We start from the raw sequence: 16,997 nt of genomic DNA, 5'->3' as shown, positions 1-16,997 counted from the left end.
ACTTATCGCCTCCAACCACCATCACTAATCTTTAAAAAGAATAGCATACAAAAATTTTCATTTCAACACAATTGATAATAAAAATCATTATTATTTGAATAAAAAAAGTCTCATTTGATACTAAGTAAGTTTTTTTATTATGCTATTATCTTTTTATTAATTAAATACGGGAGGGAATTTTATTGTTAGTAAAAACAGTTTTAATATCAGGAGCATCCTCTGTGGGAAAAACTTCGCTTTGCAAATATCTTATTACTCATTTAATTTCAAAAGGATTAAAACCTGGTGTTTGCAAAATAGATTGTCTAGCTACCGATGATGATATTATTTATAAAGATTTAAAAATTCCATATGTGGTTGGATTAAGTAAAGATGTATGTCCTGATCATTTCTTAGTTTCAAATTTGATTGAATTAAATAATTGGGCAAAAAGTAATCAATGCGATATTTTAATTATTGAAACTGCAGGACTTTGTAATAGATGTTCTCCGGCTACTAATCAAACATTACATATTTGTGTTGTAGATTGTACATCTAGTTGCAAAGCTCCAAGTAAGTTAGGGCCAATGTTAACTGAATCAGATGCTATTGTTCTAAGCAAAATTGATATGGTATCCCAAGCTGAAAGAGAAATAATCTCTTATAATATACGAAAATTAAATCCTAATTCAAAAATTTTCTATGTGGATGGTTTAGTTGGATTTGGTGTTGAATTAGTATCTCAGTACATACTTTCATCAAATCCTATCAATAAAAAAGAAGATCATCTTCTTAGGCATAGTATGCCTAGTGGCATTTGTTCTTATTGTATTGGTGAATGTAGAATAGGCGATGATTTCCAACAAGGTATTATTTCAAAAATTAATTTTAAAGGAGTTATTTAATGGACACTTTGACAATTTTCTCTGGAAAAGATAAGTTAGGAAATAAAGAAGAATTTGATTTTGTAACCTTCAAAAAAGGTAATATTTACTCAATAGTCGGCAATACAGGCTCAGGAAAAAGCCGTTTAATAAAAGATATTGAACAATTTACAAATAGAGATTCTGTAAGTAATAGAAAGATACTAATTGATAACAAAGAAGTTGCTATTGAGGAGAGGCATAGCAAATCAATTGAATTAGTAGCTCATTTAAGTCAAAATATGAGATTTGTATTAGATACTTCAGTAAAAGACTTTTTAAATATACACAAGGAATGTAGAAAAATTCCCCACATAGATATAAATAAAATAATAGAAACAGCAAATACAATAACAGCAGAGCCTATAAGTTTAAGTCAAAACTTAAACTCTCTAAGTGGAGGGCAAACTAGGGCACTTATGATTGCTGATATTGCTCATATTTGTGATAATCCAATTATTTTAATTGATGAAATAGAAAATGCAGGTATAGATAAAATAGCAGCTTTAAATGCTTTGCTAAAAGAAGATAAATTGATTTTTATAGTTACTCATGACTCACATACTGCGCTAATGGCAGATACTAGAATAATTATGAAAAATGGATCTATATATAAAATCATAGAACGTAGTAAAGAAGAAGAAAATCTACTTGATAATTTAAATGAAATGTATCAACTACAACTTAATTATCAAAGTTTACTAAGAGAAGGAGAATACCTAATATGAAAACAGTAAAATTATACTGGAGTAATGTATGTATACTACATAAATATGAAAAGCAATATTTAGATAACCTAGTTGAATCTTTAAAAGATCATAATATAAATCTTGAAATAACTCATTTTGGTATAGGTTATCCGACTAGCTTAAACAAATATTTAGAAAGAGATGATGCAGTTATACCTGATATAATTGTATCTACTGATCTAGAGGTATTTGAGAACCAAAATATTTACAATAAATTTAGCAATAACTTATATAATTTAGTTGATTATTTCCCAATTAAAGATAGCATAAAAAATTCACCTGTATGTTATGATAAAAGGTTACTTCCTTTTTTAATTATACCTTTAGTATTTTCTTATAATAACGAGGATTACAATAATATTAATTCTATAGAATCTTTGTTAAAAGAGGACATAAATGTGGCTATTGGTGGAATCAACAACTCAGGGGCAAAATGTATCATTAAGTCGATTTGGGATAAATACGGAAAAGAAGATTTGCTAAATCTAATGAAAAAAACAAAAGTCTTGAATATGCCTATACAAGCTTTTAATGAAGTTAAAAATGGAGAAGATTGTATAGCTATAACCCCTAGTGTTTATGCTAAAAGAGCTAATAATAAGGACTTATTCATAAATTATCCTAAAGAAGGTGCCTTTGCCCTTCCATCTTATATTTGTGCTAATAAGTCAATTGATTTTTCTACCGTAAATACTGTACTTTCAAATCTTTTAATTGAAGAATTTTGTAATTTTTTTGTTCAAAATGCTTCTCTCGTGACATGTTTAGAAGGTACTTTAGATGAAAAATTTGTATTATCTAATAATAACAAATTTTTATACCCTAGTGATAAATGGTTAAAATCTATATCTTCTGAAGAATTTTATATGTATAGTAGTATATTATTTAGCACAATAATTAAAGGTATTTTAATATATTTTTTAGCACTGATTCTCAGTAAATTAATTGGTATTAAAATTATTTCACAAATGAATTTTTTTGATTTTATAATGGGTATTTCTGTAGGTTCAATGATTGCTAAAATTATAATTAATAAAGATCATGTAGTCTTTTCAGGAGTTATAGCATTAATAGTTTTTACATTGTTAACTATAGCAACTAGTTATTTAAATTTAAAAAGTTATACAGTTAGAAGAATAATAAATGCTAAGACTTTGATATTAATAGAAAATGGACGTATTATTGATAAAAATATGAAAAGACTTAGGATTACGATAAATGAGCTTATGATGAAGTTAAGAGAAAAGGATGTTTTTAGTTTAGAGGATGTACAATTTGCAATTATGGAGAGTAATGGTCAATTGTCAGTTTTAATAAAAGCTAATAAAAAGCCAGTAACTCCATATGATATGGATTTAAAGGTAAAGAGTCTCTCTTTAACAAATGATATTATAATTGATGGAAAAATAATAGATAAGAATCTTGAAATAGCTGGTATAGATAAAAAATGGTTACAGTCTGAACTTAAAAGAAAAGGTATAAATAGCATTAAAGAGGTTTTTTATGCCGGCTTAGATCAAAATAAAAAGCTTATTATTTCAAAAAAGTATTCTGATAGTTTCAATCCAGAAAATAAGTTTGGTATAGAATAAATATTAGATGTATTATCTTATGAACAAGATTCATATTAAATTCTCATAGTTGTCATATAAATGTCACAGAAAATTGATATATTAGAATTGTAGTTAATGATAATAGTTAGTTTTTTTCAAATCATTTTCCTTTTTATAAAAGAATGGTCTTATGGATCATTCTTTTTTGTTATTAAAGTAATACATAAATTTATGGTGTATAATCAATATAGAAAACATACATAATTATCCAAATAAACATGTATTTATCATATAAAGATGAGAAGTGTAGGATTTATTATTTTTAATGTTGTGCATAAATAGTTGCGAAGTATAGAGTTTATTCTTATAGAATAGAGGTATGAAAGGGATGATAATATGGAGTGGATTGATAAAATGAATTCTGCGCTAGATTATATAGAAGAGAATTTGGACAAAGAAATTGACTATGAAGTCGTTGCAATGAAGGCTTGTTGTTCATCATACAATTTTCAAAGAATGTTTTCTTTTATTGCAGATGTATCATTAGGCGAATATATTAGGCGTAGAAAGTTGACAAAGGCTGCACTGGAGCTCCAGAAAGAAGGCAGTAGAGTTTTGGATGTTGCTCTTAAATATGGATATGAATCACCGGTCTCTTTTGCAAGAGCATTTACTAATTTACATGGTGTGACACCAAGTGAAGGGAAAAAAGAAGGCGCTACTTTAAAATCTTACCCAAGAATCTCTTTCAAAATATCTATAAAAGGAGTAGAAGAAATGAATTATCGTATTGAGAAAGAAAAAGGATTTAGGTTACTAGGAAGGAAAAAAACTATTAGTACAAAAAATGGAGAAAATTTTATACAAATACCTAAGTTTTGGAATGAATCATGTGAAGATGGTACTTGTGATAAGTTAATGGGTTTATGTGATGATAGTAATAAAGCAATGTATGGAGTTTGTTATAATTTTGGAAAAGACGAATTTGATTATATGATAGCTGTTAATAGTAATAAAGATGTTGAAGAAAAGTATGAAGTGTTAGATGTACCAGAACTTACTTGGGTTAAGTTTGAATGTAGAGGTAAAATGCCAGAAGCACAACAAAATGTATGGAAGAGAATATTTACAGAATGGCTCCCTACTTCAGGTTATGAGCACGATGAAGGACCAGAAATAGAATGGTATTCTAATGGTGATATGAGCAGTGACAATTATTTAAGTGAAATATGGATACCAATTAAAAAATCTAATAAATAATATAAAAAAGCCACTAACAGTTTTTGTTAGTGGTTTTTTGGTGATGTGATAAAAATAATTGTTCTTTTTAAAGGAGTTTATCTATGATTATATCCATAATATTAATTTTTATTCAAGTCCGACGGTAGTACTTCTTCTCTCCATTAAGATAACATTATGCCATATACCGTTGGACATTTTGGCTACTTTTTCTCTTGTACCAAGTATTCTAAAACCACATTTTTTATGAAGATTTATGCTAGCGACATTTTCTTCGATGATACCTGATTGTAGTGTCCAAAAATCATGTTTTTCTGATTCAATTATTAATTGATTTAATAATTTTTCACCAATGCCTTGACCTCTATACTTTTCAGAAATATAAATACTAACTTCTGCTACGCCAGAATATACACATCTACTTGAAACTTTACTTAAAGCAGTCCAACCTAATATTTCATTATCTAATATGGCTACTAATCTACATTCTTTTATATGGCTATTATCCCATTCTGTCCAAGAAGGAATGGAATTTTGGAATGTTGCTTTATTAGTTAAAATTCCTTCTTTATAAATTTTAGCTACACTTTCCCAATGTTCTTTTTTCATTTTTTCAATTGTACAATTCATATTTAACACTTCCTATATGTAAGATTTAATTTTCTTAAATTTCATATACTTTTGATTACATGATATCATTTTAAGTTAAAATTAACAAATATTACAATGCTTATTTAAGACTATTATAATATTAGTTGTTGACTATATATAGATATTCATCTATATTATATATAGATGAATATCTATATATATGAGGGAGAGATTTATGGAAAGTATATATGACCAAAATTCAAAAATATTAAAGGCATTAAGTGATGCTAATAGACTTAAGATACTTGACATATTGTCTTGTGGTGAAAAATGTGCATGTAAAATATTAGAGAGTTTTAACTTTACTCAGCCCACTTTATCTCATCATATGAAGGTTTTAATGGATTGTGGTTTGGTTGAATGTAGAAGAGAAGGTATATGGAATCACTATAAGTTAAATAAAAATAATTCTGATAAATTAATATCATTTCTAACTAATATACTAAATGAAACAGATAACTGTATCTGTAATGAAAAAGGAGAGAAATAAGGTTATGAAAAAACCAAAGGTAGCATTTATATGTGTGCATAATTCTTGTAGATCGCAAATGGCTGAAGCACTAGGGAAATTATATGGTGGAGATGTTTTTGAAAGTTACTCTGCGGGAACAGAAACAAAACCACAAATAAATCAAGATGCAGTAAGAATAATTAAGGAACTATATAATATTGATATGAATGAAACTCAAAAATCAAAGTTGTTAAGTGATATTCCAGATGTAGATATAGTTATAAAAATGGGATGCAATGTTGTATGTCCATCTTTACCAGCAAGTCATATTGAAGATTGGGGGCTTGAGGATCCAACAGGAAAAGAAGATAAGGCTTTTATAGATGCAGCAAAAATGATAGAGTATAAGGTTAAAGAATTAGTAGAAAGAATAAAAAATAATAACTTATAATCAATATATATGGAGATAATATGAAAAAGCTAGATTTAACAAAGGGAAATGTAACAAAAGTAATACTTTCTTTAGCAATACCTATAATGGGAAGCTCCTTATTGCAATTTTCATATAACTTAGTAGATATGCTTTGTGTAGGTTCTCTTGGAAGTAATGCTGTTGCCAGTATTGGATCTTCAAGTTTTTTTATTGGATTAGGATATTCAATTAATGCATTAGTCGTCATTGGAACAGGAATAAAAGTAGCTCATGCTATAGGAAGTAAAAACGATTTGGATATTAAGAAGTACATTAATTCTGGTATTTTAGTTAATTTAATTATATCGTTAATATATTGTAGCATTTTAGTATTTGGTGGTAAATTTCTAATTGGATTTTTGAAGTTAAATAATTCAGAGGTTGAGGTAAAAGCGTATTGGTATTTAGCTATAAATGGACCTAATATGGTATTTATATTTTTTAATACGTTGTATACTAGAATCCTAAACAGCTATGGCAATAATAAAAGTGCATTAAAAATTAATGCTATCGGTATTGTTATTAATATAATTTTAAATCCTATTTTTATATATGGGCTTAAATTAGGCGTAATTGGATCAGCTATTGCCACATTAATATCAAATATAATACTATTTTTAATATTTAGATATAGAGGAAAACATATATTTAGATATGATTTTAATATTAGTATTGATTTAGGTAAGATTAAAGAAATAATAGTATTAGGTTTTCCAATGGCATTTCAAAGAGTTTTATTTACACTGGTAAATATAGTATTAGCTAGAATTATTGCTATATTTGGATCAGATGCCATTGCAGCTCAGAAAATAGGTTTGCAAATAGAATCAATTACATTTATGATCATAGGTGGATTAAATGGAGCAGTATCTAGTTTTTCGGGTCAAAATTTCGGAGCTAAAAAGCTTGAGAGGGTATTACAAGGATACAAAAGTTCTATTAAAATTGCAGTTATATATTCTATAATTACAACAACGGTATTTATTTTCTTTCCTGAATTTTTATCAAAAATATTTATAAGGGATAGTAATACTATAAAATTATCTAGTGAATATCTTAGAATAATTGCGATATCACAAGTTTTTAGTGCAGTAGAAATGGTATCTAATGGATTATTTACAGGGGTTGGAGAACCTAAGATACCCGCCTACATTAGCATAATATTTACTACTCTTAGAATTCCTATGGCACTATTATTTGTAAACTTTATAGGTGTATCAGGAATTTGGTTAAGTATATCATTATCAAGTGTTTTTAAAGGCATAGCGGCTTATGTTTTATATATAATAAAATTTAATATAGGATAGCTTTGTATTTCACATAGCTATCCTTATTTTATATTTTTAAAATTATGATCATAGAAATCCATATCAATATTAAACAAATTATGCATCTAATAGTTTGTTTCATTGTGGACTTTTTATCTCGTATATCTTCTAATAATAGTACAAAGTTGGTAAAGAAAAAAGATATAAAGAATACACCAAGTAAGATAGCAAAAATCATAAAATCTAACCTTTCATAATTATAATATGTTTTTGACTATTAAAACTTCATTACTATGTTTTTGAAATTCATAATCAGTTTTTACAACTTTTACAATATAGTTTTTTTCAAAGTAATTTATTACGTCATTAGCAAGCTTAGATTTCATGCCATCTAAATCAGTGATAGGGAAAATACGCACTTCTTTGCAAATACGTAGCATTTCATTAAGTGCTTTGATGTGGAATTCTAAACCTAGTGAGGTATACATTAAAAGAAAGTGAGAGCTAAGACCAATATCAAAGGTATAGTTATCAAAAGAAGTTTTAGAAGGAAGTTCATGATATATATATCTATTTTCAGACAATCCTTTTTCATAATCATCTAAAAATCTATTCATAGCGGATATCCTAACTTCTAATAATTCATCAAGATTTTTAATTTTATCCTAATTATAATTATATAAATTATTATTCATCTCTCTTATTATGATAGATTTTGTTTCTAAAATTCTTTCATATATGTCTTTCTTGCTATATTTATAAATTGGATCTAGAGATAGAACACGACCACCTAATTTAGTAACTTCAGTATTAAAGCTAGCAGGACCATCTCCAAAGCCTATAAATTTTTTAGAAATTAAGTCCTCATAATTTAGCTGAAACATAGTTTTATATTCATCTAATGTGCGGCCCCATGGTACTACATTTTTTAGTAAAAAAGCCAATAGATCATCTCCTTTCATAGATTTACTAGTAATGTTATAAAGATTTTCAGTAGTTTGTAGTAAATTATACCATAAAAGGAACTTTTGTGTTGATGTTGATAAAAACTATCTAAAAATTATAAAGGAGATGTAGTAGTTTTTTACTTTAAAGAGGATGATAAAAGATTTATAAAAAATTACCCCTTTACATACGAACAAATGTTCTTGTAATATATATGTATAAATATATTTCTAGAGGATGATCAATATGGAAAAAATTATATTTCACATAGATGTTAATTCAGCATATTTGTCATGGACAGCAGCTTATCAAAGACAATATGGAGAAAATAATATTGATATAAGAATGATACCATCGATAATTGGGGGAAACTCTGAGGACCGTCATGGCATTGTACTGGCTAAGTCTATTCCTGCTAAAGAGTACAATATACAAACAGGAGAGACTATTTTGTCAGCTCTTACAAAATGTCCAGAGATTAAGATATTTCCTCCTAATTATGATTTATTTATGAAATGTAGTGATGCTATGTATCAATTACTATGCCAGTATTCACCCTTAATACAGCGATATTCTGTTGATGAAGTCTTTATGGATATGAGTCATTTTAACTATAACTATATGGAAAAGGCTATTGAAATAAAGGATAGAATTGAAAAAGAATTAGGATTTACAGTAAACATAGGAATAAGTACAAATAAATTATTAGCAAAAATGGCTAGTGATTTTAAAAATAAGAATTCAATATATACATTATTTAAAGAAGAAATACAACAAAAATTATGGCCGTTATCAGTAGGGGATCTTTTTATGGTGGGAAGAGCTACAGAGAAGAAATTATCACAGCTTAATATTAATACTATAGGGGAATTAGCAAAGTTTGATGTTAATATCTTAAAAAATAAGCTCAAAAGTCATGGAATATTAATACATAATTATGCTAATGGCATAGATAATTCAGAAGTTAGGGATAAAAATTACATAGAAGTTAAAGGAATAGGAAATTCCATTACAATGTCTCATGATGTAAATGATAGAGAAGAAGCGCTAAAAATATTATTATCTCTTATTGAAACAGCGGCAATGCGACTCAGAAATAATGCTTCAATGTGTAATGTCATAGTAGTATCAATAAAAAATAGTGATTTTTATAGGTATTCACATCAGAAAACATTGGAAATTATAACTGATTCAACGGAAATTATTTTTAGAGAAGCAACGAAAGTTTTTGATGACACTTGGAGAGGAGAAAGTATTCGTCAGATTGGCATTAGATTAACTAACCTTTGTGATAATGAATTTTATCAAAGGACATTTTTTGATGATAAGAAGGTAGATAAATTAAGAGCTATAGACAAAGTAGTTGATGATATACGGAATAAATATGGTAATACATCAATAATACGTTCAACATTTATAAATTCAGATGTAAAACCTTTAAATGGTGGAGTGGGAGAAACAGATTATCCGATGATGGGAAGCATACTATAAGGAGTGACAATAAATGAATAGAATTGCTAAAACAGTGGAAATGGTAGCTTGGTTTGATGATAAGGGCAAAATTAATCCTGTAAAATTTAGAGTTGAAGAAGATGAAGATACAAAAGTTATAAAGATAAATAGAGTTTTGAATAGGGAATATGAGAGAATTGCAGGAAATCCAATGTGGAAATTTACCTGTAGTAGTATCATTGATGGGATAGAAAGTAACTATAATTTAAAATATGATCTTATGAATTGTAAATGGTTACTGTTTTTATAAGATGTTTCTAAAATATAATTTAAAAGTAGAAGACCTTAGAAGTTGTTGAAGTATTAAAATCAGCTTCTAGATTAAGGATATATTGAAAAAGATTACAAAATACCTTATAATTTTACATAAGATGACATATGGTGTGGGTTAGGAGGGAAAAAATGACTAAGATTATGATAAATATCCTAAAAGTAATTGCTATAGTAGTATCAATATCTCTTGTTACTCATTCATTATATTTGCATATGCCACAAGATGATAATAAGGATTCAGTAGTTAAAAAACCAGAAATTATAGATGCGGAAATTGTTGAAGAAGTGATAAAAGAAACCGAAGAAGTAGTTGTTGAAGAAGAGACGAAAGGAATAAGTGATATTGTAGAAACTGAAGTTATAGAAGAAGATTTTGAGACAAAGGTAGAAAGATTAATATTTGAGAAGATTAATGCGGAACGAAGAAAAATAGGAATCCAGGAGTATAGTAATAATTCAACTATGGCAAAGTATGCAAAGGAAAAGTCCAAAGATATGGGGAATAACGGATATTTTGATCATAAAGATTTGTCAGGAAATTTGATTACAGTTAAGATGAAAGAAGAAGGAGTAACATATACAGCATGGGCAGAAAATATTGCATGGATAACTGCTGAAGAAAATCCTGAAGTAGTTGCTGAAGAATTTGTGAAAAGTTGGATGAATTCAGCAGGTCATAAAGAAAACATATTGTCTACTAAGTATACTAGCACCGGTGTTGGTATATATAAAAATGAAGCAAAAATATATGCCACTGAAGAATTTTATAAATAAATTTTAGGCAGAGGCGTACAACCTTTATCAATTTTTTCTTAAGTGATAGTAAGTGGTGGATTAAAATATAATACGTTACATAGTTTTCATTTTTACTTTAAAATGTTGTTAAAAAGCCTTATTAAGTGATAAATATACTTGATAAGGCTTTTAGCATTACAATAGGAAATTAGATTTACGATTTTTTAAACGGGGAAAATCCCCAAAATAATATACTAATTGAAAATTATTTTCAATTAGTATTGACAATGGAATAAAATAGAAGTAATATATAAATAATAAATGATAATTATTCTCAATTAAAGCGAGGAGGTAGTATATGAAAATAATATATTGGACTGGAACAGGTAATACAGAAAGAATGGCTAAATTAATAGGGGAAGGAGTTAAGGAAAAAGGAATAGAGATAGAAATTCTTAATGTATCTATGGATACTATCAATAGTGATACTATTAAGGATGATAGTTGCATTGTATTAGGATGCCCGTCAATGGGTGATGAAGAACTAGAAATTGGTGAATTTTTACCTATGTTAGATTCAATAAGAGAAGAATTAAAAGGTAAGAAAATAGCGCTATTTGGATCTTATGGATGGGGCGATGGAGAATGGATGAGAAATTGGGAAGAAGAAATGAGATCAGAAGGAAATAATATAATTTTGGATCCATTAATAGTTAATTATGAGCCAGAAGGTGAAAATGCAAGTCAATGTATTGAATACGGAAGAAAAATAGCAGATATTATAAAATAGGGAAGTAGAGCGATGGTAAATAATTTATGTGATTTTTATAATTTATTAGGAAGATTGGAAGGGCGACAATATATTGAAACTTTTATAAGTTATAATGTATCATTGATAAATGCAAAATTAAAGCCATCTATAACGTTAACGGTAAAGAAGAAGGATGCAAAAGGGACATTTTATTTATGGAATACCCATGGAAAACAATGTATTGATAAAATGAACTTATGTCACATTGTATTAAAAGAGGATAAAGAAAACTTCATATTATTGATTTATGATTATTATCAATTGAAGAAATGTTTAGTTAACCCCGAAAACAACAGATTTTTAAAAATGATAGGTTATCATAATACAAATAATATCGAAGATGTTTTGGCAGAATTACAAGAAAGATATGCTGAATGTAATTGCCCCCATGAACTAGGTATATTTTTAGGATATCCTATTAATGATGTGAAAAGTTTTATAGATAATCCAAAGAAGAAATGTTTATTATGTGGATATTGGAAGGTTTATAGCAACAAAGAAGAGGCTAAAAAGATGTTTAGAAGATTTGATGATGCAAGAAATAATGCTATTTGTAGTATAGTAGAAAAATGTAGTATTGATGTTAGTTTATAGACAAAGTTAATTATATATTATGGGATAAAATCTATAAACCTAAAATAGGGTTAAAACATAATACTTTAAATAGATATTATGTTTTAACCCTTAATTTATATATATCTGTGATAGCAAATTTGTAATAGCTAGTCCATTTGTATATCACTATTTGCTTTTAGCATAAGAAATAAGTTTTACAATAGAAGATTATATTTTCTTTCCAAAATGAAGAATTGCTATCATACCTGGACCTGTATGGGATCCGATAACAGGATTTAGCATAAGTATAGTTATTTTACATTTAGGATTTTTTTCTAGAATTGCTTTTTCAAGCTTCTTTGCATTATCAATACAATCGGCGTGAGTTATATAAATTCTTTCCTCTCCACCTTCACTAGCTATTTCATATAAGTTAAGAAGTTCTTTTAATGCTGCTTTTATTCCTCTTTTTTTAGCAATAGGAACTAATTTACCTTCGTCATTTATCTTTAATATTGGTTTGATATTAAGGGTTGTACCAATTAGAGCAGTTGTTGTTGATACGCGACCACCACGCTTTAAGTACATTAAATCTTCTACCATAAACCAATGGCATATATGATGTTTACGATTATTTAGATATGCTGCATTATCTTCGATGGTCATTCCATTCTTTTTATTTTCTATAGCTAGTTCAACTAAAAGGCTCATTCCACCTGTTCCAGCTAATGAATCTATAGGAATTATTTTTATGTCAGGATATTTTTCCATTAATTCATTAGCAGCAAGTACAGAGGACTGATAAGTACTTGATAGTCCACTAGATAAAGAAATGTAAATTATAGAGTTACCCTCTTTAACTATTGGTTCCCAAATATCACTATATATCTGGGGTGCGATTTGAGTTGTCTTTGTCACAGCACCATTTTTTTGAGCTGAATAAAAATCTTTAAGAACGTTTTCATCGTACATTCCTGTATATAACTTGTCTTCAGAATCTATCATATATTTCATTGGGATAAAATGAACATCATTTTCTTTTACAAATGTTGCTTCAATATCTGATGAAACATCAGTAAAAATCACATAGGTCCCTTCCATATTAACACCTCATATTTAATTTAATGTCTTTTAATTTATATTGAAATTATATGGTATAAAGAATTAAATTTCAATTAAAAGTTCATAAAATGTTAAAAGTTGATTATAGGGTGATATAAAAATCACTCTTTTTCTTGGAATTCCTTTAATGATTCTAGCAATTTTTTAGGTAAAGGCAATCCTAATGTCGCACAAATTTCTAATAATTCTAACCCTTCAGTAATATAATTTTTTATATTATTTATGGTTAACACCTTCTTAAAAGTATATAAAGTAAGTTACAAATGACAAAATAGTAAAAAATAATTTTTTAAGATATAGTTTACAAAGAAAGTATTTTTTCCTTTTTTATTTAATGATTAGCTAATCAAAAGATATTTAAAAAGGGAGAGGTTTTTATGTTATTAAAGAATGGATCAAGTGGTAAGAATGTTACTTATCTACAATATGGAATAAAAATTATGTGTTGTAATCCGGGAACTATTGATGGAAATTTTGGTGATGATACTGAGAAAGCAGTAAGGAAATATCAAACAATGAAAGGGTTAGATAGTGATGGCAAAGTAGGAGATGGGACATGGAAGGCTTTAAAATCTGATATTGAAAAAATACAGCAAGCATTAAAGGATAAAGGATATACTATAACTGTTGATGGTATTGCAGGTTCAGAAACATATAATACAGTTTTATCATTTCAATCTAATAATGGTCTTACAGCTGATGGAATGGCTGGAAGTGCTACGTGGGCAGCACTAAATAAAACTACAACAAGAAGTGAAGGGACTTCAGTGTTAAAGGTTGGATCAAGTGGTACTTATGTTAAATACCTACAATATGGTTTAAAGATAATGTGTTGTAATCCAGGAGCTATTGATGGAAATTTTGGTGATGATACTGAGAAAGCAGTAAGGAAATATCAAACAATGAAAGGATTAGAAGATGATGGCATTGTAGGAGATGGAACATGGTCTGCATTAAAAACTGATATAAAGAAAGTTCAACAAGCATTAAATAGTAGGGATTATGATTTAACTGTTGATGGGATAGCTGGTGAATTAACTTATAATGCTGTAATTAATTTTCAATCAATGAACGGTCTCACAGCAGATGGAATGGTGGGGGATGCAACATGGAATGCTTTAGGAAAATCTAATTCTAATTCAAATGCAAGTAGTCAAGTAGCTAGTAATGGATATGTATCTAACGCTCTTGTAGAGTTTGTTAAGGCTTATGAAGGGTTTAGTTCTACACCTTATTATGATAGTGCTGGAGTTAAAACTATAGGATACGGAAGTACTAGTGGATGGATAATAAATAAGTCATCTGTTACAAAAGCAGAAGCTACTCAAGCCCTTATGGAAGATATAAATGTTAGAGCTAAAACTATTAATAAGGATTTGAAATCAAAAAATGTTTCATTAGCTCAAAAAGAATTTGATTCATTATGTAGTTTTGCATACAATTTAGGGTTATCAGCTCTTTTAGATACTTCGAATTTATATAAAAAAGTCTGTAATGGCGTTAGAGGGGAAACATTAAGATCAGAATTTCAAAAATGGCGTTATGCTGGTGGAAAAGAACTTCAAGGGTTATTAAATAGACGAAATGAAGAATGTGATATGTTTATTTACGGAGACTATAATAGAAATAAGTAACTATAATTAAAAAGAGTTAGTACAAGAAAAAAATATAAATATCTATTATTAACTATATTTAATGAAAAATCCTTGAATTATTTTAGTTCAGGGATTTTTCATATTCTTGTTGGAAAAGTGGTGCTATTTGGTATATAATGTAGTTAGCTAATGCTAACTCATGATAAACAATGGATGATAGGAGGTTGAGATCATGAAAGTAATAATAGGATTACTGATTCCATTCTTAGGAACTACTTTAGGAGCAGCTTGTGTATTTTTAATAAAAAATGAAATGAAGGAGTGGTTACAAAGGGCATTATTAGGTTTTGCATCAGGAGTTATGGTGGCAGCATCAGTATGGTCTTTGTTAATACCATCTATTGAAATGTCAGAAGACATGGGAAAACTTGCTTTTATGCCGGCTGTAGTTGGATTCCTTTTAGGAATAGCATTTCTATTTCTTCTTGATAAAATAATTCCACATCTTCACTTAGATAGAAAATCTCTAGAGGGACCTAAAACTAAGCTTAGTAATACAGCGATGCTTATGTTAGCAGTTACTCTTCATAATATACCAGAAGGAATGGCTATTGGAGTTGTGTTTGCAGGATTATTATCACAAACTGGAGATATCAATATAATGACAGCATATGCATTGGCCATTGGTATAGCAATTCAGAATTTCCCTGAAGGGGCGATAATATCATTACCATTTAGAAGTGAAGGAAATAGTAAGAAAAAGTCCTTTTTATATGGAATGATGTCTGGTATTGTAGAACCAATAGCAGCTGGAATTACATTAGCATTAATAGGAGTTATGTCTATAGCGTTACCTTATTTTTTATCATTTGCAGCAGGGGCTATGATTTATGTAGTGGTAGAAGAATTGCTTCCAGAAGCTTCAAAGGATAACAAGACTGATATATGTACTATTGGATTTGCAATTGGATTTGCAATAATGATGGTATTGGATGTAGCTCTTGGTTGATAGAATATATAATAATTAAATTAGAATATATTTTTAATAAGCGTGTATAAAATTTAGCATATAATTAAATAAAAATACCATCAATATTGATGGTATTTTTATTTATCGTTCTTTTAAGTACTTTTTTATTGCTTCAAAACTTTCTTTGCTTATAACATGTTCAATTCTACAAGCATCTTTTGATGCAATTTTTTTATCGACACCAAGCTTTTCTAGCCAAGAAGAAATAAGTTCATGTCTTTCATAAATCATTTCTGCTATTTCTATACCTGATTCTGTAAGATAGATATAGCCTTCTTTAGTAACGGTAATATAATTTTTGTGGCGTAAATTTTTCATAGCTACACTGACACTAGATTTTTTATAACCAAGTTTTTCAGAAATATCAATAGATCTAACAACGGGAAGAGATTTGCTTAGTATTAATATAGTTTCTAAATAGTTTTCAGCAGATTCATTCAATTTCATGGATATATCACCTCAGTTTCAATATAGTTAAAAGTTAGTTGATTTAAACTTCAGTAAGTATATCATATCTTAAAAATAACATCAAATGATGTGTTTATACAGAAATGTTATAAAGGATGTTGATTTAGAAAAGAAAGTTAGTTATAATATACTTAAGTTAGATATAACTAACCAATGAAAACTATATGAGGGTATTTTAATAGATAAAAGTTAATAAGTAAAATCCTAGGAGGGAAAAATTATGAGTAAAATAGTTATAGCGTTTTGGTCACAAACAGGTAATACAGAAAGTATGGCAAATGCTATTGGTGAAGGTGTTGTTTCAGAGGGAAAAAAAGTTGAAGTTTTAAACATTTCGGAGATATCACCAGAAGATTTAAATGATGTACAAGCTTTTGCACTTGGATGTCCTGCAATGGGAGTAGATGAATTAGAAGAGTGTGAAATGGAACCATTTGTTGAAAAAGTAGAAAAAATTTCAAGTGGAAAGACAATAGCCTTATTTGGATCTTACGGATGGGGAGAAGGACAATGGATGCGTGACTGGGAAGATAGAATGACTGCAGCAGGGGCGAAAGTATTAGATGGAGAAGGTTTGATATGTCAAGAGATGCCAGATGAAAGTGTTTTAGAAGAATGCAGAAATCTTGGCAAACAGTTAGCATTAATTTAAGATAAAAGAATGAC

Annotated in this window: 20 protein-coding genes; 15 read left to right on the top strand and 5 right to left on the bottom strand. The window is 28.3% G+C overall.

Annotated elements, in window-relative coordinates; genetic code table 11:
• Window positions 1-182 precede the first annotated feature (182 nt).
• The 4 genes from CM240_RS15935 to CM240_RS15920 all read left to right on the top strand — a co-directional run bounded on the left by CM240_RS15935 (window position 183) and on the right by CM240_RS15920 (window position 4,464).
• Complete coding sequence (locus tag CM240_RS15935) at window positions 183-884, top strand: GTP-binding protein (RefSeq protein WP_044040520.1); 702 nt, start codon at window positions 183-185, stop codon at window positions 882-884.
• On the top strand, window positions 884-1,630 hold the full coding sequence (locus CM240_RS15930; RefSeq protein WP_044040519.1) for an ATP-binding cassette domain-containing protein: 747 nt from the start codon (window positions 884-886) through the stop codon (window positions 1,628-1,630). The genes CM240_RS15935 and CM240_RS15930 overlap by 1 nt, the downstream gene beginning before the upstream one ends.
• Entirely contained in the window at window positions 1,627-3,243 is a 1,617-nt protein-coding gene (locus CM240_RS17690; protein WP_156930638.1) for a YetF domain-containing protein, read from the top strand. Before CM240_RS15930 ends, CM240_RS17690 begins: the two co-directional genes overlap by 4 nt.
• Before the next feature lie 357 nt (window positions 3,244-3,600).
• On the top strand, window positions 3,601-4,464 hold the full coding sequence (locus CM240_RS15920; protein ID WP_044040518.1) for an AraC family transcriptional regulator: 864 nt from the start codon (window positions 3,601-3,603) through the stop codon (window positions 4,462-4,464).
• A 108-nt stretch (window positions 4,465-4,572) separates the two neighbouring features.
• Here the strand turns inward: CM240_RS15920 and CM240_RS15915 are convergent, their stop codons facing one another.
• Window positions 4,573-5,073: a GNAT family N-acetyltransferase gene (locus tag CM240_RS15915; RefSeq protein ID WP_044040516.1), complete on the bottom strand. Its 501-nt coding sequence runs from the start codon at window positions 5,071-5,073 to the stop codon at window positions 4,573-4,575.
• 196 nt (window positions 5,074-5,269) lie between these two features.
• On the opposite strand from CM240_RS15915, the gene CM240_RS15910 reads away from it, so the two are divergent.
• Genes CM240_RS15910 through CM240_RS15900 form a run of 3 tightly spaced genes read left to right on the top strand, consistent with a single transcriptional unit; the run spans window position 5,270 to window position 7,324 of the window.
• Complete coding sequence (locus tag CM240_RS15910) at window positions 5,270-5,584, top strand: ArsR/SmtB family transcription factor (protein WP_044040514.1); 315 nt, start codon at window positions 5,270-5,272, stop codon at window positions 5,582-5,584.
• Window positions 5,585-5,588: 4 nt separating this feature from the next.
• The gene (locus tag CM240_RS15905) at window positions 5,589-5,996 is read left to right on the top strand and encodes an arsenate reductase ArsC (protein ID WP_044040512.1); all 408 of its coding nucleotides are present in this window, start codon (window positions 5,589-5,591) and stop codon (window positions 5,994-5,996) included.
• Window positions 5,997-6,016: 20 nt separating this feature from the next.
• Window positions 6,017-7,324 (top strand): MATE family efflux transporter, encoded by a 1,308-nt coding sequence (locus CM240_RS15900; protein WP_044040510.1) that lies wholly within the window; start codon window positions 6,017-6,019, stop codon window positions 7,322-7,324.
• A 218-nt stretch (window positions 7,325-7,542) separates the two neighbouring features.
• On the opposite strand, the gene CM240_RS18085 is transcribed toward CM240_RS15900, so the two are convergent.
• Window positions 7,543-7,902 (bottom strand): hypothetical protein, encoded by a 360-nt coding sequence (locus CM240_RS18085; protein ID WP_242838511.1) that lies wholly within the window; start codon window positions 7,900-7,902, stop codon window positions 7,543-7,545.
• A 48-nt stretch (window positions 7,903-7,950) separates the two neighbouring features.
• Complete coding sequence (locus tag CM240_RS18080) at window positions 7,951-8,229, bottom strand: hypothetical protein (RefSeq protein WP_242838510.1); 279 nt, start codon at window positions 8,227-8,229, stop codon at window positions 7,951-7,953.
• Between the two features lie 247 nt (window positions 8,230-8,476).
• On the opposite strand from CM240_RS18080, the gene CM240_RS15890 reads away from it, so the two are divergent.
• The 5 genes from CM240_RS15890 (at window position 8,477) to CM240_RS15870 (ending at window position 12,155) form a co-directional block, all read left to right on the top strand.
• Window positions 8,477-9,721 (top strand): Y-family DNA polymerase, encoded by a 1,245-nt coding sequence (locus tag CM240_RS15890; protein WP_044040508.1) that lies wholly within the window; start codon window positions 8,477-8,479, stop codon window positions 9,719-9,721.
• Window positions 9,722-9,734: 13 nt separating this feature from the next.
• Window positions 9,735-9,992, top strand: a complete 258-nt coding sequence (locus tag CM240_RS15885) for a hypothetical protein (protein ID WP_044040507.1) — start codon at window positions 9,735-9,737, stop codon at window positions 9,990-9,992.
• A gap of 152 nt (window positions 9,993-10,144) precedes the next feature.
• A complete protein-coding gene (locus tag CM240_RS15880; RefSeq protein WP_051483907.1) occupies window positions 10,145-10,789 on the top strand; it encodes a CAP domain-containing protein in 645 nt (214 codons plus the stop codon).
• A 319-nt stretch (window positions 10,790-11,108) separates the two neighbouring features.
• Window positions 11,109-11,540 carry a flavodoxin gene (locus CM240_RS15875; RefSeq protein WP_044040506.1) on the top strand — a complete coding sequence of 144 codons (432 nt, stop codon included), beginning with the start codon at window positions 11,109-11,111 and terminating at the stop codon, window positions 11,538-11,540.
• Window positions 11,541-11,552: 12 nt separating this feature from the next.
• Window positions 11,553-12,155, top strand: a complete 603-nt coding sequence (locus CM240_RS15870; protein WP_044040505.1) for a DUF3793 family protein — start codon at window positions 11,553-11,555, stop codon at window positions 12,153-12,155.
• A 189-nt stretch (window positions 12,156-12,344) separates the two neighbouring features.
• Here the strand turns inward: CM240_RS15870 and CM240_RS15865 are convergent, their stop codons facing one another.
• Window positions 12,345-13,217, bottom strand: a complete 873-nt coding sequence (locus tag CM240_RS15865) for a DegV family protein (RefSeq protein ID WP_044040504.1) — start codon at window positions 13,215-13,217, stop codon at window positions 12,345-12,347.
• A gap of 398 nt (window positions 13,218-13,615) precedes the next feature.
• Here CM240_RS15865 and CM240_RS17040 point away from each other — a divergent pair, with 398 nt between their 5' ends.
• Together CM240_RS17040 and CM240_RS15850 are read left to right on the top strand one after the other, a co-directional pair.
• Window positions 13,616-14,872 carry a peptidoglycan-binding protein gene (locus tag CM240_RS17040; RefSeq protein ID WP_051483906.1) on the top strand — a complete coding sequence of 419 codons (1,257 nt, stop codon included), beginning with the start codon at window positions 13,616-13,618 and terminating at the stop codon, window positions 14,870-14,872.
• A 193-nt stretch (window positions 14,873-15,065) separates the two neighbouring features.
• Window positions 15,066-15,842 (top strand): ZIP family metal transporter, encoded by a 777-nt coding sequence (locus CM240_RS15850; protein WP_044040502.1) that lies wholly within the window; start codon window positions 15,066-15,068, stop codon window positions 15,840-15,842.
• A gap of 102 nt (window positions 15,843-15,944) precedes the next feature.
• Here the strand turns inward: CM240_RS15850 and CM240_RS15845 are convergent, their stop codons facing one another.
• On the bottom strand, window positions 15,945-16,310 hold the full coding sequence (locus CM240_RS15845; RefSeq protein WP_044040500.1) for a metal-dependent transcriptional regulator: 366 nt from the start codon (window positions 16,308-16,310) through the stop codon (window positions 15,945-15,947).
• 241 nt (window positions 16,311-16,551) lie between these two features.
• Here CM240_RS15845 and CM240_RS15840 point away from each other — a divergent pair, with 241 nt between their 5' ends.
• Window positions 16,552-16,983, top strand: a complete 432-nt coding sequence (locus tag CM240_RS15840; RefSeq protein ID WP_044040498.1) for a flavodoxin — start codon at window positions 16,552-16,554, stop codon at window positions 16,981-16,983.
• Window positions 16,984-16,997: the final 14 nt, after the last annotated feature.

The organism is Clostridium bornimense, assembly GCF_000577895.1.
GTDB classification, from domain to species: domain Bacteria; phylum Bacillota; class Clostridia; order Clostridiales; family Clostridiaceae; genus Clostridium_AN; species Clostridium_AN bornimense.
The sequence above is the reverse complement of the archived record's forward strand: the minus strand, read 5'-3'. Positions and strand labels throughout refer to the sequence as shown.

Coding starts and splice junctions, on each gene's coding strand:
- CM240_RS15930 (WP_044040519.1), top strand. CDS start 884: ATGGACACTTTGACAATTTTCTCTGGAAAAGATAAGTTAGGAAATAAA.
- CM240_RS17690 (WP_156930638.1), top strand. CDS start 1,627: ATGAAAACAGTAAAATTATACTGGAGTAATGTATGTATACTACATAAA.
- CM240_RS15920 (WP_044040518.1), top strand. CDS start 3,601: ATGGAGTGGATTGATAAAATGAATTCTGCGCTAGATTATATAGAAGAG.
- CM240_RS15915 (WP_044040516.1), bottom strand. CDS start 5,073: ATGAATTGTACAATTGAAAAAATGAAAAAAGAACATTGGGAAAGTGTA.
- CM240_RS15910 (WP_044040514.1), top strand. CDS start 5,270: ATGGAAAGTATATATGACCAAAATTCAAAAATATTAAAGGCATTAAGT.
- CM240_RS15905 (WP_044040512.1), top strand. CDS start 5,589: ATGAAAAAACCAAAGGTAGCATTTATATGTGTGCATAATTCTTGTAGA.
- CM240_RS15900 (WP_044040510.1), top strand. CDS start 6,017: ATGAAAAAGCTAGATTTAACAAAGGGAAATGTAACAAAAGTAATACTT.
- CM240_RS18085 (WP_242838511.1), bottom strand. CDS start 7,902: ATGAATAGATTTTTAGATGATTATGAAAAAGGATTGTCTGAAAATAGA.
- CM240_RS15890 (WP_044040508.1), top strand. CDS start 8,477: ATGGAAAAAATTATATTTCACATAGATGTTAATTCAGCATATTTGTCA.
- CM240_RS15885 (WP_044040507.1), top strand. CDS start 9,735: ATGAATAGAATTGCTAAAACAGTGGAAATGGTAGCTTGGTTTGATGAT.
- CM240_RS15880 (WP_051483907.1), top strand. CDS start 10,145: ATGACTAAGATTATGATAAATATCCTAAAAGTAATTGCTATAGTAGTA.
- CM240_RS15875 (WP_044040506.1), top strand. CDS start 11,109: ATGAAAATAATATATTGGACTGGAACAGGTAATACAGAAAGAATGGCT.
- CM240_RS15870 (WP_044040505.1), top strand. CDS start 11,553: ATGGTAAATAATTTATGTGATTTTTATAATTTATTAGGAAGATTGGAA.
- CM240_RS15865 (WP_044040504.1), bottom strand. CDS start 13,217: ATGGAAGGGACCTATGTGATTTTTACTGATGTTTCATCAGATATTGAA.
- CM240_RS17040 (WP_051483906.1), top strand. CDS start 13,616: ATGTTATTAAAGAATGGATCAAGTGGTAAGAATGTTACTTATCTACAA.
- CM240_RS15850 (WP_044040502.1), top strand. CDS start 15,066: ATGAAAGTAATAATAGGATTACTGATTCCATTCTTAGGAACTACTTTA.
- CM240_RS15845 (WP_044040500.1), bottom strand. CDS start 16,310: ATGAAATTGAATGAATCTGCTGAAAACTATTTAGAAACTATATTAATA.
- CM240_RS15840 (WP_044040498.1), top strand. CDS start 16,552: ATGAGTAAAATAGTTATAGCGTTTTGGTCACAAACAGGTAATACAGAA.